Here is an 18,177-nt window from a genome sequence, read left to right as displayed (position 1 = left end):
TTTAATTTATCCTCTTTTTATGGTTTTTTTTGTTAGTAATTCATAAATCTTGTCAACATTATCACATATATTGTTCTGTTTTTCCATTAAAAAGCTATCTCTTACTTTATGTTTGGTGCTGTGGATTTTAGCGGTTACGATGTTGATATTTAGCTCTTCAAAACACTCCATTATATACGCCAAAAGACCTCTTTGATTTTGTGTTTTTATGCTTATTTCAGCATGAGTTAGAGAGTGTTCACAGTCGATGGCTATCTCATCACGGTTTATATTTACACTCTTCATCTCAACATGCAAACTCATATCAAAAGCTTTTTTGATTATATCTTCAAGTTCCACAACCTCATCACTATCAATATTTTCTATAAATTCTATTTTAAAATATTTTACGCCGTCAAAAAGTGTAAAAATCTCCATAGATGCAACATCAAGACGGCTAAGAGTTGCCAACAAAAAACCTATGTTTAGCGGAATTTTTCTATATATTTCAATACTAAGAGAACCACTTGTCTCTATAGTGTAATCATATTTATCGGTTTTATTGGCTTTAATAGCGATGCTAATGATGTCTGAGAGCGTGTGTTTAAAGAAAAATAGATTCGACTCTATGCGAAGAAGTTTGCTTTGCAGCAACTTTGGCAGTTCATTAAACTCTGGAAGTCTCTGAACCCTTTTTTCAATACTTGCTCTTTTTGAAGCATCTGTTATCCTCTCAAAATTTTGAGTAACTTCCAATGCACTTATGTAAAGATCATACAGAAGTTTTGAGTTAAATGAGTTGTAAATTTCACCGCCAACACCGTTAATATCAGCATAAGTCAACACATATAAAAGATCTAAATTTTTAGCATCACCTATACTTGACATAAACTTATAGAGGGTTTTTTCGTTGTGAATATTCTCTTTAAAAGCGGTTTCACTCATGGTTACATGCTGTCTAACCAAAAGCGCACATCTCTCAATATGCTCTTCTTTTAGTTTTAGTTTTCTTGCAATCGCAACCACCAGTTTTGCTCCAACTTCAGAGTGATCTTGTCTTCTGCCTTTGCCTGTATCATGAAAGAGAGTTACTACTTTTAAGAGAAGTTTTTCATCTGGCGTAAAACTCTCATATAGATTTTGTATAAACGGCTCTTTTATGTTCTCTAGTGCCTCAACGGATTTTATAGAGTGAATATCCACTGGATAGACATGATACCCATCAAATTGTGGTAGATGAAGAACTTTTTTAAAGTTTAAAAACAGTTTATCTAAAACTCCAGCATCATAAAATAGTTTTAAGAAGCAGTACATATCTCTTTTTTTAAGAAGCTCTTTTAGTAACATATAGGTTTTTGATTTTAGCGGATATGAGATTTTTGTATATGTAAATTGGTTCAAAAAGCCAGCATCAAAGTGATACGGTTTATCTGGAAGCGCTACTAAAATTTCCAACAGTGTGTTTATGGGTTGAATTGTGAGATTATAAGATGCAAAAACTCTTCCGTCTAGCTCATAAATACCTTTGCTTATACGATTATGTCTAAATTTTGAAACATACGAAAAATCAACTATATAAGCTCTCGCCATTTTTTTAACAAAAATTTGAGTGAAATTACTTATGCGCCACTGAGCTTCAAGCACTTTGGAGGCTAGCTTTTGCTGATTGCTAAAACCTAACATCCTGCTAACTTCTGGTATATGCTCCAAAAGAAGTCTATCTTCTTGTTTGTTTGCGATGAGATGTAGAGCTGTTCTTACCCGAAAAAGTAGCTCTAAAGCGACTCTGTACTCTTTATACTCCTCTTCCGTGTAGAGTTTATTTGTCAAATCTTTGAGTGTAGTGATACCGTATATAGTTTTTGCTATCCAAAAGATAAGATTTGAATCACGAAGTCCTCCCACGCTCTCTTTTATATTTGGCTGCATGGAGTTTGGATACTTTTTGCGTCTAGTCTGCGCCTCTTCAATCTTTGATAAGATAAACTCTCTTTGATTATAAAGTCGTATCCTGTTTAACTCTTTGGCAGTTGCGTGCCATGTGAAGTTTGAACCGGTTACAAACCGAGACTCAATAAGTGAAGTTTTTATAGTTATATCTTCATTACTAGCACGAAAAAGATCCCCAACTTCATGAACTCTATGTCCAAGCTTCAGTCCCGAATCCAAAATCAGATAAAAGAGCTTTTCTATAATCAACCCAGTGTTATATCCCTCGTTTTTTTCATAAACTATAAGCATATCGACATCGCTATGAACTGACAACTGCTCCCTCGCATAGCTCCCAAGCGCCACAATAGCGATGGGAATAGAGCCCCTCATGGGCAGATAGTTTCCAAAAACTCTTCGCAGAATTGTTTTATACATCAGCGAGATAATGGAGTCAAGCTGTTTTGTATGGTGAACCAAAAAATCTTTACCCTGATTTTTTGTAAAAAGCTCCGGCAACGAAGTTTTGTACTCTCTTATATAAGCTTTAAAAAGTTTTGAGAGCTCGAAATCACTACCATTTTTCTCTATGATATCTTCAATTTGTAGCACTAAATCCAAGTGAGCGTCCTAATTTTTTTACTCTATTATAATCAAATAACTCTAATCGGATATAATTTGTCAGATTAAAATTTAAACATCAAGTGAGAAAAAATGACAATAACAAAAAAAGTAACATTTATAGCAAAAGATGACGGCATAGAGATGATGAAAAAGTTGCTAAGTGCAATGGTTAAACCCTCTAAAGCAGAAGATGGGTGTATATTTTACGATATTTTCCAATGCAAAGAGAGACCAGAAAAATTTTTTGCAGTAGAGACTTGGAGAGATGAAACGGCACTAGACGGACACAAAGCGTCAGAGCATTATAAGGTCTATAAATCGAGCTATGAAGAGTATTGTTTGGATAAATATAGTGACGAATTAGAGGTTTTGGGGTAAGTATTAAATACAACGATTTATAAATATTTGTTAGAGGTGTAAAATGGAACTGGTTTATCTTTGGGTAGAAGAGTATAAAAATATCAAGAATCAGGGGTTTAATTTTTCGCCGAGGTTTAAATGTAAGTATGAAGATGGCAAATTAACTATTGATGAGAATAAAGCACATGTAAGTATTTTTCCTGACAATATCAATGTCACGGCTATTGTGGGGGAGAATGGGAGCGGAAAAAGTACACTTTTAAAAATGTTACTTAATATATTTGCTGAAGGCTATGACAAACCACCCTTTGATTATATATTAGTATATGATGATAATGGTAGTTTGTCATGTTCTAAAAACATAAAGTTTAATGATATTAATAACTTAATTAAAGGCTATAGAGATTTTAATATTTATGATGAAGGTTTATCAAATTACCACGATGATGTAGTAGCTGTTTATTTAAATAATGAAGTTCAAAATATATTTACAGATAAAGAATCTCATTCTAATGAACAGCTATCTAAACATCATATTCCATTTTTAACAACTAGAGAAAGAAGCTTATTTGTGCTAGAAAATCATATGCGAGGTAAATATGATTTTCTAAAATATAAAGAAAACTTTTTTATTTTAAATAAAATAATAATAAGTTTTAATGGGCATGATTATATACCGTACAAGTCGTTAACAAATGACATTGAATATTATGATGAAGAAGGTGAAAAACATATAAAGGATATTTCTTCTAAGTTTAGAGATTATACTTTTTTTGAAAAGCTAAAAGAATTGCATTCTCTTTTTGACTTTAAAATAAAGAATCATCTAGCAATTAACACTTTAATGGATTTAAGTTCAAAAAAAAGTGCAAGCTATTTTAGAAAATACAAATTAGATGATAATTTTTTAGAGTTAATACCTAATAAAATACAAGATTCTGACACTAAATTACCTCGGTTTGAATTCAATATAGATGAATTAGATACTAAGTTATTTAAATTCTTAAAACTTCTACCGGAAGATGTGTTCACAATAGAGTTAGTAGATGTAAATAATACTTTTTTTTCACAATTAAGTTACGGAGAAAGACAATTATTAACGCAATTGCATCTTATATTAAATAGCATTAGTAAACTAGACTATAAAACTTATCACCCTGAACAGAGATATGAGGATGGAAGTATACGAGAAGAATATTATACAAAACATGACATAAAAAAAGTTCTTCTTTTTATTGATGAATTTGAATTAGGATTGCATCCATTTTGGCAAAAAAATGTAATGAATTACATAATTGGATTTTTGAAAGAAATTGAAAAAGATTTTAATCTCGTATTAACTAGTCATTCTCCATTTATCCTTTCAGATTTACCAAAAGAAAATGTAATATTTTTAAAAAAAGATGAAAATGGAAATTGCAAAAATGTAACTAAAGAAACAAACATAGACACTTTCGGAGCAAATATCCATACTCTTCTCTCTCACGGTTTTTTTATGAATGGTGGGCTTATGGGGGAGTTTGCGAAAGAGAAGATAAATGATGTTATCTCTACTATTAAAAAAGATACTTTATCAAAAGATGAAATAAATACATGTAAAAATATTATCTCTATTATAGGTGAGCCTATATTAAAAAAGACACTAGAGCATAAGCTTAATGAAAAGCTAAACTCTAATGAGAGTGAACTTGAAAGACTCGAAAGAGAAAAAGAAGAAATTGAAAAAAAAATAAAAAAACTCACAGGTAAATCGAATAATGAAACAAATTGATTTATCAATAGTTAATGAAGCATTTTTTCAAAGTTATTTAGAGTCTGTTGATATAGATAAAATCAAAATCTCTTTAAAAAAATTAAAACCTCAATCAAAATTTAAAAACCTTATTGACAACCTAGAAAATTTGATAAAAGCAGACATAAGTAATATTCAAACAAAATATTTAACTTTACTAAACCACTGTTCTCCAAAAGAAAAAAAGAAAATCGAAAATATATTTAATTACTCAGCTAATAGACAAAAAGAAAATTTTATGGAACACTTCAAAAAACTAAATCTAAAAAGTTGCCCTTTTTGCAATAACAACTATGTTTATTTTTATAAAGTAGGTGCAAAAAAGTTTAATACATTAGCCACATTAGAACACTATTACCCAAAAGTAAAATATCCTCACTTATCGTTATCTTTTTATAATCTCATACCCTCTTGCGCTACATGTAACAGTAAGTTTAAAGGAAACGAAACTCAGGAGGGAAATATACTTCATCCTTATTATGAATGTTTTGATGAAAAAGCGAAATTTAGCGTAAGTGTAAACACGCTTGGTATCGAAAAAGATATAGAACTAGAAGTAAATATAAAATCTACCGATGAAAGATGCAAAAAAAGCATAGAGCGATTTCAGCTAGATAAGATATATAAAGAGCACAACGACATTGCAAAAGAGATATGGAACAAAGCACAACTTTACAATGAATCAAGAATAGACGAACTTTATAAGAGTTTTTATAAAGAGTTAGGGTATTTAAAAGAGGATGTAAAAAACTTTGCTTTTTGCAGTTATTTAGACAAAAAAGATATTCATAAAAGAAATCATACGAAGTTAACACAAGACATTTTAAAACAGTTTAAAATAATAAAAAAAATATGATAAAAATAATCATCCAAAAAAACATTAATAGAGAAAACCACAAAAAGACAATAGAAATATTAGATATTAAATTTAACTAAATCTCTAATATTTTCTTTACAAAAATAGCGTAAAATTATATACTATCGTAAAGATAAAGGGGTTTAAAATGAGAAGAGCTGTTAATATAAGGTTGGATGAGAGGGTTATTATTACTCTAAATCAATTAAGTGGTGAGTTACACACTACAAAGACAGATGTAATAGAAAAAGCCATTGAATTTTTCTCTCAACAAAATTCTTTAAAGCAAAACAAATTACTATCTTTTGCAGGCAAGATAAAAAACAGTGATGCTGACGCTATGCTAGAGGCTATTTCAAGTGATAAAAATAGTAAAGATTTTGAGTTAGAGCTATAGAGATGAAAAAATATTTAATAGATAGCGACATATTGATATATTTTCTCAAAGGTAAACAAGAGGTAGTGCAAAAACTTGCCAAATTGCCTATGGACGAGCTTTATATCTCTAGGATAAACTATACAGAGCTTCTTTATGGAGCTTATAACTCAGCGAGAGTTGAAGAAAATTTAAAAATAATAGTACCTTTTTTAGAGAACTTTGAAATGCTAGAGTTTGATGAGCAATCAAGCGTTATATTTGCAAAAGAGAAAGCCAGACTTAAAAAAAATGGAAATATTATCGCGGACATGGACTTGATGATTGCAAGTATCGCCATAAAAAATAGTTGCACTTTAGTAACTAATAATTTAAAGCATTTTGAGCGAATACAAAACTTGAGTATTGAAGCATAAAGGAAAAACATGCAATATTTAATGGCAATAGACGCAGGAACTGGAAGCATTCGGGCTGTAATTTTTGATACTTTGGGCAACCAAATCAGCGTTGCTCAAAAAGAGTGGACGCATCTGGAGGAGGATGGAGTTGCTAACTCCATGAGCTTTGATTTTAATGCAAATTGGGTTTTGGTTTGTGAGTGTATAAGAGAGGCGCTTGAAGTCGCAAACTTAAATGGCGAGGATATTTTAGCGCTTAGTGCTACGAGTATGCGTGAAGGAATTGTGCTTTATGATAAAGATGGAAAAGAGCTTTGGGCGGTTGCAAATGTAGATGCAAGAGCTGGCGATGAAGTTAGATATCTAAAGGAAAATTTCGCTGGAATTGAAGAGGAGTTTTATGCGGAATCTGGTCAGACTTTTGCGCTTGGAGCAATTCCGCGTATTTTGTGGCTTAAAAACAATGCACCTGAACTTTATGAGAGAGTTGCAAAAATCTCTATGATTGGGGATTGGATTTTGTATAAGCTTTGTGGAGTAATCGCAACAGACCCAAGTAACGGCGGAACCACAGGGATATTTTCGCTAAAAAATCGTGGCTGGGTTAGTGAAATGGCAAATCAAGTTGGTTTAAAAAGCGATATATTTCCAAAAGTGCTAGAGACTGGAACTTTGATGGGAACACTTACAGAAAAAGCTTCTCAATCTACACTTTTATCGACCAATACAAAAGTAGTTATGGGTGGCGGAGATGTTCAGCTTGGATGCGCTGGCTTGGGTGTTGTTGATGTTGGGCAAGTGGCAATTCTTGGCGGTTCATTTTGGCAACAAGTTGTAAATATAGACAAAAACACGCCGCCGCCAAAAGATATAAGCATAAGAGTAAATCCGCATGTAATCTCAAATCAATCACAAGCAGAGGGAATAACATTTTTCAGCGGTCTTGTTATGAGATGGTTTAGAGATGCTTTTTGTGACATGGAAAAGCTGGAGGCGAAAGAGAGAAATTTAGATGTTTATAGCATCTTAGAAGGGAAGGCAAAAGCCGTTCCTGTTGGCTCTTACGGGATTATTCCTATATTTTCAGATAGTATGAAATATGGCAAATGGTACCATGCGGCTCCTAGTTTTTTAAATCTCTCCATAAATTCAGATATTTGTAATCGTGCCTCAATGTTTAGAAGTCTGCAGGAGAATGCTGCGATTGTCTCAAGCATAAATTTAGATAAAATAAGAGATTTTACGGGCGTTAGGATTGATGAGATTGTCTTTGCAGGAGGGGCAAGCAAGGGCGAACTTTGGTCGCAAATAGTTGCGGATGTGACTGGATACAGAGTAAAGATTCCAAAAGTTACAGAAGCTACAGCTCTTGGTGCTATGATGGCGGCTGGTGTTGGTGCTGGAGTGTATGAGAGTTTAGCTCTTGCTTCAAAAAAATTAGTTGTTTGGGATAAAATGTATGAACCGAATTTAGAAAATAAAAAGATTTACAATGAGATAAGAGTGAAATTTCAAAGGGCTTATGAAGTGCAGTTGGGACTAGTTGATGGTGGTGTTACGACTTCTATGTGGAGCGCCCCTGGGTTGTAAAAACTTCAAATACTCTATCATTGGTAAACAAGCTAGAATTTTGAGCAAAAAAAACAACATGATAAAGAAGATACTAAATGTTAAATAACTGGAGTAATGAGAGTTCCGTTCTCAAGAAACGCATGGATATTTTCTACGCTCATAGCAAGTATTCGCTCTAACGCTTCAGTTGTATTATAGGCATTATGTGGCGAGAGAACAACATTGGATGAGCGCAGAATTGAAAAGGCGAGCATTGCTTTTTGAAGCTCTTGTGCTGAGAGTGTATCATTTTTTAGATATTTTTCCTCTATCCAAATATCTTCTGACTCAAAAGTATCTAGTCCAACTCCACCTTGAAGATTACCTAGATGTAGTTGCTCCACAATCGCCTCAATCTCAACCACATTTCCGCGTGCCGTGTTGATGAGCATTGCAGAGGGTTTCATAAGTAAAATATTCTCTTTGTTTATAAGATGAAGTGTTGATGGATTGGCTGGAATATGCAGCGTGACGATATCGCTTTGCAATAAGAGAGTCTCTAGTGGTACATAATTGACATGAGAGAGTTTAACTAGGTCTGCGTCTTCATGATGAGCATGACATAAAACTTCCATACCAAAACCTCTAGCAATAGAGACGACATGAGAGCCAATTTTACCAGTACCAATAACGCCAATCGTTTTACCAAAGAGATCAAATCCCTTTAGTCCATCACGACAAAATTCTCCTCTTGAGAGTCGCTCTATCATAGGTTTTACTTGGCGAGCAAGAGTTAAGATAAGAGTAAAAGCATATTCAGCAACTGTATTTTGTCCGTAACTAGGAACATTTCCAACAGCAATTTTATGTTTTTTGCAAGTTTCTATATCGATATGATCGGTTCCAGTTGAACGAGTAACTACGGCTTTAAGGTGAGGAAGTTGGGCAAGAGTAGCACTATCGACACGCGAATGTATAAACACACAAAGCAGTGTTGCCTCAGAGAAAAGTCCAGCATTAAGAGCTGTTATACTCTCTTCAAAAAAACAGAGATTAGCGTGATACTTTTTATCAATTAAACCAAGTAGTGTCTCTTGCTCCTGTGGTAATGTCTCCGTAAAAATAATCATTTAATCAACCTTGTGTAAGTTTATCACTTTTGGTTATTGTATCTACTTTTTTCTTTAGTACATAGCACTAGTGAACTGGTTTATAAATTTTTATTGTCAAAAAAACAGATACTATCATTCATGATTTTCATATCCAATGTATATTTAAAGTCAACAATACATCCTATTTTGTGAGCATAAAAACCTTGCTAATAAATCAAGCAACTTTTAAATCTATTTTTTAACTAATAATATATTTTAATATAACAAATAACATATTTTAATATAACTATAAAGATATATTAATAATTTTTTATATAAAATAAAGGACAGATTATCTTAAGGAGATATTATGAAAAAGATTATTTTTGTTGCTATCATCAATACTGCTATATTGACTTCAACGGCAATATCGGCAGAATCATCAATGGGAGATATGAAAGAAAAAGCTGTTAAAGCTGCAATAGAAAAAGCTGAAGGAGGAGATGCTAGTAGTCAGTTTGCCTTGGGTGGTTTTTACTATCATGGAATAGTAACAAAACAGGACTACTCTAAAGCCATATTTTGGTTCGACAAAGCAGCCAAGCAGGGTCACGATAAAGCGGAGTTTAATCTGGGCTGTATGTATTATGATGGAAAAGGAACACCAAAAGATTTTGTAAAGGCTTTTGATTTATTTAAAAAATCAGCGGAACAAGGCGATGCTAAAGCTCAACTCTATATGGCAGACATGTATTACAACGGGAATGGCACAAAACAAGATTATCAAAAATCATTTTATTGGTATAAAAAAACAGCAGATAGTGGTTATCCAAAAGCACAGCATGAAGTTGCAAAAATGTACCGTGCTGGACTAGGAACAAACAAAGATATGGCTAAGGCAAAAGAGTATTTAAACAAAGCGTCTAAACAAAATTGCGGTGATGCACAGTATGACCTCGGTAAAATGTATCTAGTTGGTGATGGAGTAGAAAAAAATGCTGAGGAAGCAAAAGTACTTATGCAAAACGCTTATCTAAATGGAAACAAAGATGCTAAAATAATTTTAGATGAGAACAAACAAGAGACACTTCCGACATACGAAATTAAACAGTTGCCACAGTGAAGTTATAAATGAGAGGGAAGTTATAAAAGAGGCTAAAAGCCTCTTTTATAGAGATAAGACTATTTTAAACCTGCAATATACTCAGAAACTGCTTTAACATCATCAGCTGAAAGAGATGCTACCTGTGGTGCCATCATACCTTTCTTAGCTCCACCAAAACTTCCATCTTTGTAACCATTCAATTTTTTCTCAATTGAAGCCGCATCTCCTGAAAGAGCAACACCTGATATCGCTGTATTTTTACCATCTTTACCATGACAACTACCACATTTTGCATAGATAGCTGCGCCATCAGCAGCAAATAGTGTAGCTGCAGCTACAGCAACCCCAAGTATTATTTTTTTCATATTTTCTATCTCCTTTGTGTTTTGTTAAAAATAATTGTATCAGATGAAAACTAATTTATTTCAAAGAATCTATACTATCTTATGCAATATTTTCGTTCTGTTACTATATGTAACTATTTGAAATAGTTATAATATAAGCTTATTAAAACTATTAGAAAGTTACCATTTATATGCGAAAATACCTTAAATATTGTGCATTATGATATAGTATGGTTTTAAAAAATCAAGGTTTAGTGCCTTATTATGATTGGAGTGATTAAATATGAAACTTAAAATATTATTAGTTATATTTACTAGTACAGCAACATTATCAATGGCAGATGGAGCATCTGTATTTAAGCGTTGTATGGTGTGTCACGGAGAACATGGAGAGAAAAAATCTCTTGGTGTAAGCGAGATTATTGCTGGATGGAAAGAGGAAAAAATTATTGAAAAACTAAAAGCATATAAAGCCAACAAACTAAATCAATATGGCTTCAGTAGCATGATGAGTGGTCAAGCAGTAAAGCTAAGTGATGCTGATATAAAAGATGTTGCAAGCTATATCTCAACACTAACACCACCTCAACCACCCGTAGATGAAAATGCGTATAGTGACGAAGTTTTAACACCTGAACAAATTGAGTATAAAAACTTTATGCGTGACTATTTTATTGCCAATCCACAGTATGGAACAATCATAGAAGCAACAAAACTGTGGGAAGAGAAGAAACTTAAAAAATAGATAAACAAAAAAAGCTACTTATAGTTTTTTTACTATATATTTAAGACAGTTATAAAAACTGCCGAAAACGAAGAGAATTTCTACCCTTCTGCTGTGTTTGGATTTTTCAGACTTCCCGAAACTGCTTTACGATTTCTAGAGGCTAAAAGAATCAACAACAGCACTGTAGCCACCGCATAATAAACCCAAGTCGGCATAGGCACTGGATCACCAGCCGCATAAGAGTGTAATCCAGATAGATAATAATTAACCCCAAAATAAGTCATAATTACCGAACTATAAGCAACAACAGATGCCACCGTAAAGTTAAAGACTGAATTCAACTTCGGTATAAAACGCAAGTGAACTACAGTAGCATAAACAAGAATCGTAACCAATGCCCATGTCTCTTTTGGATCCCATCCCCAATAACGACCCCATGACTCATTTGCCCATACTCCACCAATGAAATTCCCAAGAGTAACAAGCGAGAGCCCAATAATCATTGCCATTTCACTGATTCTTGTTGCCTCTCGGATACTGATAATGGTTTGTCGTTTTGTATTTTCATTTTTAACGCGGTCAATCATAATGAAAAGCACAAGCGATATAAGCCCAAGCAGTGCGCTTAGTCCCAAAAAGCCGTAACTAGCAGTAATAACAGACACATGGATTGATAGCCAGTATGATTTAAGTACCGGAACAAGATTTGTTATTTGTGGGTCTAACCATGTTAAATGAGCAACAAAAAGAGCAACTCCAGATAGAATTCCTGTTGATGCAATTGCAAATTCTGATTGTCTTGCAAACATAATTCCCGCTAAAATAATTGTCCACGCAATATAAATCATTGACTCATATCCATCACTCCACGGCGCATGCCCTGAAACATACCACCGTAAACCTAGATTTGCTGTGTGAGCAATAAACCCAATTATTAAAACTCCAAGAACAACCTTTTGCACTTTCTCTAAATTTAGAGCAGGTTTGAAAAGACGAACAAAAATAAGTATTAAAAGAGTTAGACCTGCAAAAAGATATAGAGGAATCAATCTCTCAAAAATAGATGCTTTATTGTAGAGTAACTCTGCATTAACTCGTAATTCAGAAGGATAAATTGTAGCTCCATTTAATTTCTGAAAGCCGATTATCATCTTAGTTGCATCACTAAAAGTTTTCCAATTCCCCTTCTCTATCCCTTCATTAATTCCAGTATAGTTTAGTTGGAGAATTTGTCTAATTTTTTGAGAATCCTCTGGAGAAAGTGCTTTAAGTGCATCACTTGGACTAAGCCACGCATTTGCCTTATCTCCGACAAGAGGGAAAATTCGCATAAAATCACCAGCATATACACTATATGCAATATTTAACTTCTCATCTAGTTTAATCAGCTCTTTATCAAACTCATCTCGCTCAGCAGGTCGTTTTGTAATGGATGCCTGAACAGCATCTCCAAGCTTATACACACCAGCTGGATCTAAAACATCATTAAATGCAATATATTTTTTCTCATCTTCAATTCCAAGCATTGCTTTGATTTTTGAGTGTTTAACTTTAATCATTGCAATTTTTTGCCAAAGTACTGGTTTAGATGCCATACCAAGGATTATCTGATTTGCAGACAATCCCATAATAGTTGTTTGACCAGAGAGTTTATTTACTATGTCAATAGCAATAGAGTCTATCGGCTTAATCCGTCCACCCATATCTTGCATTAAAATCGTACCAAACTCTTCGGCGGACGCATAATCTACTTTTTTTACTGTCTCTAAGGCAGTAGAGAGATCTGCTGTTTGTTCTTTTTGATACTCAGCGTATGCAAATGCTGGTTGAGCCATAAATAGCCCCGCCAAAAACACTAACCCAATCATCACAGATGGTGCTGACCTATCATAACGAGTACGAGCCAATTTACCAAATCTACCATTAGGATTGAAAAAATTAAGGAACAGTCCTAGCGCTAACAATATATATCCAATATAAGTTGGTATTTTTCCTGGATCGCGGTTTACAGAGAGAACCGTTCCCATCTCATCTTGATCAAAAGATGATTGAAAAAATTTAAAACCACCATGCTCCATAGGGTTATTCATAAAAATCCTAAAACTATCGTTTATTTTAGCTTTTTCATCAATCAAGTGAACATGACTCTCGTATGATGATGGGCTCATTGATCCTGGATATTTGTCCATTACAAAATCATCAAGCTTAACAGAAAATGGTAACTCTATCTGCTTAGCTCCCCACTCAAGAGAGACATCAACATCTCCTAAACGAAAATTCTCTGTAAATCCTTTAAAGCGTTTTCCTTGCCCCATTAGAGCAACTTCACGCTTTTGTCCATCTAGTTCAGCCTCAACAATAAGAGCAGAGAGATTTTCACCGTTTGTATTCATATCCATCTTGAGCGAAGCGCGATACTCATCTTCAGGTATAACCTTGACTGCACCATGAGAGAGAACTGATTTGGTTGCTATTTGGATACCATTCACAGTATATAAACGGCGCGCTTCAAATTCTCCTTCATTTCCAGCAATCACACTTCCAGAGAGTTTATCTTCCATTCTTAGCCACTCAACATTGCTGTTAGAGACAAATGAGAACTTACCATCTTTTTCAGATATGCTGATGTAGAAACGCTCAACATCTGGAGCTTTGTCAAAATAGATAGCTATTGGTCCAACATCAACAAACTCGCCTTTAGATAAAAAGAACTTCTCAGGTCCACTTGGAGCCGGAATAACAAACATTACAACTGCTTTTCCAGCAGGATCTTCAACTGCTGTTTTAGCTGCTTTTTTGATAAACTGCTTAAACTTAACTGTTAACGCCTTGCCACCAACATCCAGATGTTCATTCAAATCGCCATCTTTTAGCCCTGCTGCATAAACTGCTTTTTCAGCATGATATTTTTGTGTGCCGTGAGTTGCATCAATCTGCAAAAAAGCCTCGCTTGAGAGCATACGGTTTTCTGTGTCTCCTTCACGAATATGCATAACTCCTTCGTATCCAAAATAGCGAGTTATACCAGAGCCAATTAAGATTATTAAAAATGCCACATGAAAAATAAAAGTTGGTAGTTTTTTAAGTGTAAACATACGAAAGCGGATGATATTTGCAAAGATTCCAACTCCAAGCATAATTTGAAGAAGTTCAAACCATTTGGCACCATAAACGAGAGCCCATGAAGTCTCTGTTCCATGGTCATTCTCTATAAATGTTGCAACACCGCTTGCAATACCAAATATTAGTAGCAGTGCCACCATAAACGGCATTGATGCCAAAAATGATCCTATTTTTTTAAGTTGATTCGCCATGAATTCCCTTTTGTAAATTTTAGTAAAAGATTTATACCACGAATGAAGTAAACGCGTTATACAAACAGACAAGAATAGAAAAAAATTATAATTCTTGTCTCAAAAAGTGACGCCCTGAGTTATTTTTTGGCTTTTTCCAGAGGTGTACTTTTTTCGTTAATAACTTTAACATCATTAATAATCCATCGCTTTTGATGAGGGTACAATGTGTATTTCATCTGATATACAACCTGTGTTGTCGGCATTGCATCTTTTTTATTTTCTGCATCATAATAATCATAGCTCCACTCCTCATATGTTCTAACCATACTTGCATTATTATCAACTCGAATCTCTTCAAATTTAAGTTTATTTAGTTTGGCGCGCATATAGAGATTACTATCTTGCCATGAGTGAATCCACGCATATGTTTTAGTAACAATTTTTTTAGTTGCTAAGGGTTCCAGTGTTGCAGTTTTTCCTGTTCTTGCTGATTCTATTAGCGCTTGGTTATACCGAACAACCGTCTCTTTTATTCCATCCTCTTTTTCTGCCCCAAGCATAACTGCTGGAGAGAAGAACACAAGAGCAACTACTACTAAATAACACTTCATGCGATTATGGATAGACATCATAAGCTCCTCCTACTGCTGATCCATGACAACCACATGTGCCCGTATCATTGGTCCAATGGTTTCCTTTTCCTCTATTTGCTGTTACATAATTAGCTGCCCCTAAAGCACGAAATCCTTTCATTTTTGCATTGCCATTAAAATTATAGGGATGTGGCATAGCAGCATATGCCATCAGACGAGATATTTTTGAACCATGTGGAATGCCTGAATGACAGTTAACACAAAGCATATTATTAAATCTACCACGATCAGATTTAAATACATGAACTCCAACTGCTTCAGTTCTATGACAATTTTGGCAGAAAAGATCAGGATTATCCACTGTTGTATCATCAATACCCCATAATTGACCGTTTGGTTTATATGGCCAATAGTTACCGCGTCCCTTGAGCATATACTTGTAACTCGAACCGTGTGGGCCTCGTGGGTCGGATGTCTGCTCATCAGCTCCATGACAGTCGGAGCAGTACATTGTGTTGTTTCCAGGATTATTTGACCATGGAGTTTTTAAATATGCACTTGTCAAAGAGTCTGCATACCGTCCCTCAGCTGCAGGATTTTTTGCTGCATTTCCGCCATAAGTTTTCATCGCATTATGAGACATAACTATCGGATGAGCCGATTTATTCTTCGGATTAAACTCCCATGCCTGATCAGTTGCTGGCTCTCCTGTTTTTGTTATGGTCTGAGAAGATACTGGCGTAGCAGAACTTCCAAGCGCCCATTGAGAGTGGCATTTTAAGCAGACCTGATACTCATAGGTTGCACTCTCTAGCGTAGTAAACGAAGTTGGTTGAGTCCATCCGGTAGCTGGCCATGTAGGTTCAACTCCAATCGCCCCTCTTAGTGGACCTGATTTGGATATAAGATTTGTTGGTGCTGATGGGTACATAGTGTTTACCCCATCCGGAGGATCAATATGACTTCCAGCTTTTGCCTGATGTGGGTTATGGCAATCTGTACACTCAGCATGTTTATTTGTATTCCAAGTTATAGCTCCTCCACCATCACTCACCACGCCAGTGCCATATAAAACATCAAGATTACTGTGTTGTCCAGAAATCAAATCTGTAGGGTGCGAGTACATTCTTTGAAGTGATGTCTGAATATCTTTTGCTCCACCAGTTCCATGACACGGGACAGTTGAAGTTGTGCCACTACCTGCTCCTTGAAAACAGGTATTTTCTTCAACTTTGCGCAACAGATATGGCTTCCCTTCTCCATTGTGTGGTTTATGACAGTTTACACACCCAAGTGAAGAAACAGTGCTTGTCTCATACGCTGCATTAACGGTTGCATCAGTATAACTATTTGTTACGGTAGCATGAGCCCCAGTTGCCCAGTTTGCTTTATCATGACATGAAGTACAAGTACCATATACATTAGCCCCATGACTTCCTCCAGCTGAGTAACGAAGAAACTTTTTAGTTTCTGTATGAGGATCATGGCAAGAGGAACACTCTACATACTGCTTACCACTATAAGTGTATAGTTTAATCGCGGCTCCTGGCGTTACTAAAAGCTCTATTCCTCTAGTTCCACTGCCAAAGTTTTTAGTCACGGTGTGGTTATATTCAATTCCAACCGGATGGTGACCTCTTAAATCAGTCCCAACATAGCCAGCTGCCGATGAGAGCATTGTTCCATCAGGGTTAACACCACTCATAGCTATTTGAGTACCTCCGAGTAGCGTACCACGAACCAAATAGACAGATCCAGCCGCAACAGTGCCATCGTGACAGCTCAAGCATTGACGAGAAAGTGTTCCTGGTGTTCCAACTGTATTTCCAAGTGATGCAGGAGTTGGATAGTTCATCCGTCTCATGTAGTCACTGTTATACATAGTGTATGAAGATGCTGGCATACTACGATTCCAAAGTGGTGTTCCAGTCTGAGCACTATGTGGAATATGGCAAAAAACACAAACTTCCGGCTCGCTTGTTGCTTTGATTGTTCCAGGACCCGCAGTTGACATATTGTGCTTAGTGTTGACAACTCCTCCATTAGCATTGTCTAAAGATAGTAAGATGATGGCAATAGTAAGTAGAGTGATATTAAATATATTCTTCATGGTAACTCCACATTTTCAGGATTTGGAAGTTTTTTCAACTTCTGAACTCGCATATTATAAAAATCAGCTACATATAGGCTACCATTGGTGTCAAATGCGATATCTTTAGGCGAGGAAAACTCGCCTTTTTCTGCTCCAAAACTTCCTAAGGATAACAACAGTTCTCCTTTTTGATTAAAGATTTGAACAGCATGAAAAAGAGAATCAGCTACATAAATATTGAGGTCATCATCAAGAGCGATACCTCGTGGACTTCCAAAATTTCCGATATTATCGCCAAGCTTGCCAAATGTACGGATAAACTTTCCATCTTTATCTAAAATCACAACACGATGATTCATCGAATCGGAAACATACAGATTGTAATTTTTATCTAAAGCCAAATATGTTGGGCGATTAAACTCTCCATCTCCAGAGCCTTCTGTACCAATCGATGTTATAAATTTTCCCTCAAGTGAAAAGACTAAAATAGTCCCAGCAACGGTGTCTGATATATAGATTCTGTTTAAGTTGTTATTTATTGCCATACCTGTTGGACGAGTAATTTTTACCTTATCTCCTCCAATTGTGTATAAAAACTTACCTTTTTTATCAAAAACAATAACTCTCTCCAACACCGAATCAGAGAGATAAATATTTCCTTTGTTGTCAGTAATAACATCCACAGGGGAGACAAGTCTTGTATCATTAAACCCCTCAATCACCTTCATTTCATTTTCAATTGGGTCAAATATAAATAGAGCTTGATTCCCCCCATCAGCAACATACAGCTTGCCACTCTCATCAACATGAATCCCAAACGGGGCAGCTAAAATTTTTTGCTCATTACCAGCTAAAAAATCCCATATTTTTCCCCAAAATCCTCGTTTTATATTTAAATCTTCACTCTTTGTTATGCTACCTACATACTCAAATCTAGCTGGATCAGGTGCGGATGGCCAGACAATTCTCTCCTGCTCAACTGCATACAACGAAGAAATTGTGAGACCAACCAATACCGTCTGTATAAAAAGTTTTTTTGTCATTGACGCTCCTTTGCTTGATGT

Annotated in this window: 15 protein-coding genes; 8 read left to right on the top strand and 7 right to left on the bottom strand. The window is 35.1% G+C overall.

What is annotated here, in order from left to right:
• Positions 1 to 6: 6 nt before the first annotated feature.
• Positions 7 to 2,520: an HD domain-containing protein gene (locus PHV22_RS01265; protein WP_299945891.1), complete on the bottom strand. Its 2,514-nt coding sequence runs from the start codon at positions 2,518 to 2,520 to the stop codon at positions 7 to 9.
• 102 nt (positions 2,521 to 2,622) lie between these two features.
• Between PHV22_RS01265 and PHV22_RS01260 the strand changes: the two genes are divergently transcribed.
• From PHV22_RS01260 to lsrK, 6 genes are all read left to right on the top strand, one after another.
• Positions 2,623 to 2,910 carry a putative quinol monooxygenase gene (locus tag PHV22_RS01260; RefSeq protein WP_299945221.1) on the top strand — a complete coding sequence of 96 codons (288 nt, stop codon included), beginning with the start codon at positions 2,623 to 2,625 and terminating at the stop codon, positions 2,908 to 2,910.
• A gap of 43 nt (positions 2,911 to 2,953) precedes the next feature.
• Complete coding sequence (locus PHV22_RS01255; protein WP_295021429.1) at positions 2,954 to 4,663, top strand: AAA family ATPase; 1,710 nt, start codon at positions 2,954 to 2,956, stop codon at positions 4,661 to 4,663.
• On the top strand, positions 4,650 to 5,540 hold the full coding sequence (locus tag PHV22_RS01250) for a hypothetical protein (RefSeq protein WP_295021430.1): 891 nt from the start codon (positions 4,650 to 4,652) through the stop codon (positions 5,538 to 5,540). The genes PHV22_RS01255 and PHV22_RS01250 overlap by 14 nt, the downstream gene beginning before the upstream one ends.
• 148 nt (positions 5,541 to 5,688) lie before the next feature.
• Entirely contained in the window at positions 5,689 to 5,937 is a 249-nt protein-coding gene (locus PHV22_RS01245; protein ID WP_295021432.1) for a hypothetical protein, read from the top strand.
• A 2-nt stretch (positions 5,938 to 5,939) separates the two neighbouring features.
• Positions 5,940 to 6,332 (top strand): PIN domain-containing protein, encoded by a 393-nt coding sequence (locus PHV22_RS01240; protein WP_295021434.1) that lies wholly within the window; start codon positions 5,940 to 5,942, stop codon positions 6,330 to 6,332.
• A 9-nt stretch (positions 6,333 to 6,341) separates the two neighbouring features.
• On the top strand, positions 6,342 to 7,904 hold the full coding sequence (gene lsrK, locus PHV22_RS01235) for an autoinducer-2 kinase (protein ID WP_299945217.1): 1,563 nt from the start codon (positions 6,342 to 6,344) through the stop codon (positions 7,902 to 7,904).
• Positions 7,905 to 7,984: 80 nt separating this feature from the next.
• Here the strand turns inward: lsrK and PHV22_RS01230 are convergent, their stop codons facing one another.
• A complete protein-coding gene (locus PHV22_RS01230) occupies positions 7,985 to 8,995 on the bottom strand; it encodes an NAD(P)-dependent oxidoreductase (RefSeq protein WP_299945214.1) in 1,011 nt (336 codons plus the stop codon).
• Between the two features lie 331 nt (positions 8,996 to 9,326).
• Between PHV22_RS01230 and PHV22_RS01225 the strand changes: the two genes are divergently transcribed.
• Positions 9,327 to 10,079, top strand: coding sequence for a tetratricopeptide repeat protein (locus PHV22_RS01225; RefSeq protein ID WP_295021440.1), 753 nt, complete (start codon positions 9,327 to 9,329; stop codon positions 10,077 to 10,079).
• A 59-nt stretch (positions 10,080 to 10,138) separates the two neighbouring features.
• Here PHV22_RS01225 and PHV22_RS01220 read toward each other — a convergent pair whose 3' ends face one another.
• The gene (locus PHV22_RS01220) at positions 10,139 to 10,426 is read right to left on the bottom strand and encodes a c-type cytochrome (RefSeq protein WP_295021442.1); all 288 of its coding nucleotides are present in this window, start codon (positions 10,424 to 10,426) and stop codon (positions 10,139 to 10,141) included.
• A 262-nt stretch (positions 10,427 to 10,688) separates the two neighbouring features.
• Here PHV22_RS01220 and PHV22_RS01215 point away from each other — a divergent pair, with 262 nt between their 5' ends.
• Entirely contained in the window at positions 10,689 to 11,150 is a 462-nt protein-coding gene (locus PHV22_RS01215; protein WP_295021443.1) for a c-type cytochrome, read from the top strand.
• Positions 11,151 to 11,230: 80 nt separating this feature from the next.
• Here the strand turns inward: PHV22_RS01215 and ccsA are convergent, their stop codons facing one another.
• The 4 genes from ccsA to PHV22_RS01195 all read right to left on the bottom strand — a co-directional run bounded on the left by ccsA (position 11,231) and on the right by PHV22_RS01195 (position 18,156).
• On the bottom strand, positions 11,231 to 14,446 hold the full coding sequence (ccsA, locus tag PHV22_RS01210; RefSeq protein ID WP_299945209.1) for a cytochrome c biogenesis protein CcsA: 3,216 nt from the start codon (positions 14,444 to 14,446) through the stop codon (positions 11,231 to 11,233).
• A 119-nt stretch (positions 14,447 to 14,565) separates the two neighbouring features.
• Positions 14,566 to 15,060, bottom strand: a complete 495-nt coding sequence (locus PHV22_RS01205) for a hypothetical protein (RefSeq protein ID WP_295021447.1) — start codon at positions 15,058 to 15,060, stop codon at positions 14,566 to 14,568.
• Positions 15,044 to 17,131 carry a cytochrome c3 family protein gene (locus PHV22_RS01200; protein WP_299945206.1) on the bottom strand — a complete coding sequence of 696 codons (2,088 nt, stop codon included), beginning with the start codon at positions 17,129 to 17,131 and terminating at the stop codon, positions 15,044 to 15,046. Before PHV22_RS01200 ends, PHV22_RS01205 begins: the two co-directional genes overlap by 17 nt.
• Positions 17,128 to 18,156, bottom strand: coding sequence for a 6-bladed beta-propeller (locus tag PHV22_RS01195; protein ID WP_295021451.1), 1,029 nt, complete (start codon positions 18,154 to 18,156; stop codon positions 17,128 to 17,130). The genes PHV22_RS01200 and PHV22_RS01195 overlap by 4 nt, the downstream gene beginning before the upstream one ends.
• Positions 18,157 to 18,177: the final 21 nt, after the last annotated feature.

It is taken from the genome of Sulfurimonas sp. (genome assembly GCF_028713515.1).
Lineage (GTDB): Bacteria > Campylobacterota > Campylobacteria > Campylobacterales > Sulfurimonadaceae > Sulfurimonas.
Note: the sequence above shows the minus strand (reverse complement) of the source record. Positions and strands in the feature narration are given on the sequence as shown.

What these genes read in the sequence shown, in the direction of transcription:
- PHV22_RS01225 (WP_295021440.1), top strand. Translation starts at nt 9,327, where the DNA reads ATGAAAAAGATTATTTTTGTTGCTATCATCAATACTGCTATATTGACT.
- ccsA (WP_299945209.1), bottom strand. Translation starts at nt 14,446, where the DNA reads ATGGCGAATCAACTTAAAAAAATAGGATCATTTTTGGCATCAATGCCG.
- PHV22_RS01260 (WP_299945221.1), top strand. Translation starts at nt 2,623, where the DNA reads ATGACAATAACAAAAAAAGTAACATTTATAGCAAAAGATGACGGCATA.
- lsrK (WP_299945217.1), top strand. Translation starts at nt 6,342, where the DNA reads ATGCAATATTTAATGGCAATAGACGCAGGAACTGGAAGCATTCGGGCT.
- PHV22_RS01240 (WP_295021434.1), top strand. Translation starts at nt 5,940, where the DNA reads ATGAAAAAATATTTAATAGATAGCGACATATTGATATATTTTCTCAAA.
- PHV22_RS01245 (WP_295021432.1), top strand. Translation starts at nt 5,689, where the DNA reads ATGAGAAGAGCTGTTAATATAAGGTTGGATGAGAGGGTTATTATTACT.
- PHV22_RS01250 (WP_295021430.1), top strand. Translation starts at nt 4,650, where the DNA reads ATGAAACAAATTGATTTATCAATAGTTAATGAAGCATTTTTTCAAAGT.
- PHV22_RS01205 (WP_295021447.1), bottom strand. Translation starts at nt 15,060, where the DNA reads ATGATGTCTATCCATAATCGCATGAAGTGTTATTTAGTAGTAGTTGCT.
- PHV22_RS01200 (WP_299945206.1), bottom strand. Translation starts at nt 17,131, where the DNA reads ATGAAGAATATATTTAATATCACTCTACTTACTATTGCCATCATCTTA.
- PHV22_RS01195 (WP_295021451.1), bottom strand. Translation starts at nt 18,156, where the DNA reads ATGACAAAAAAACTTTTTATACAGACGGTATTGGTTGGTCTCACAATT.
- PHV22_RS01255 (WP_295021429.1), top strand. Translation starts at nt 2,954, where the DNA reads ATGGAACTGGTTTATCTTTGGGTAGAAGAGTATAAAAATATCAAGAAT.
- PHV22_RS01215 (WP_295021443.1), top strand. Translation starts at nt 10,689, where the DNA reads ATGAAACTTAAAATATTATTAGTTATATTTACTAGTACAGCAACATTA.
- PHV22_RS01220 (WP_295021442.1), bottom strand. Translation starts at nt 10,426, where the DNA reads ATGAAAAAAATAATACTTGGGGTTGCTGTAGCTGCAGCTACACTATTT.
- PHV22_RS01230 (WP_299945214.1), bottom strand. Translation starts at nt 8,995, where the DNA reads ATGATTATTTTTACGGAGACATTACCACAGGAGCAAGAGACACTACTT.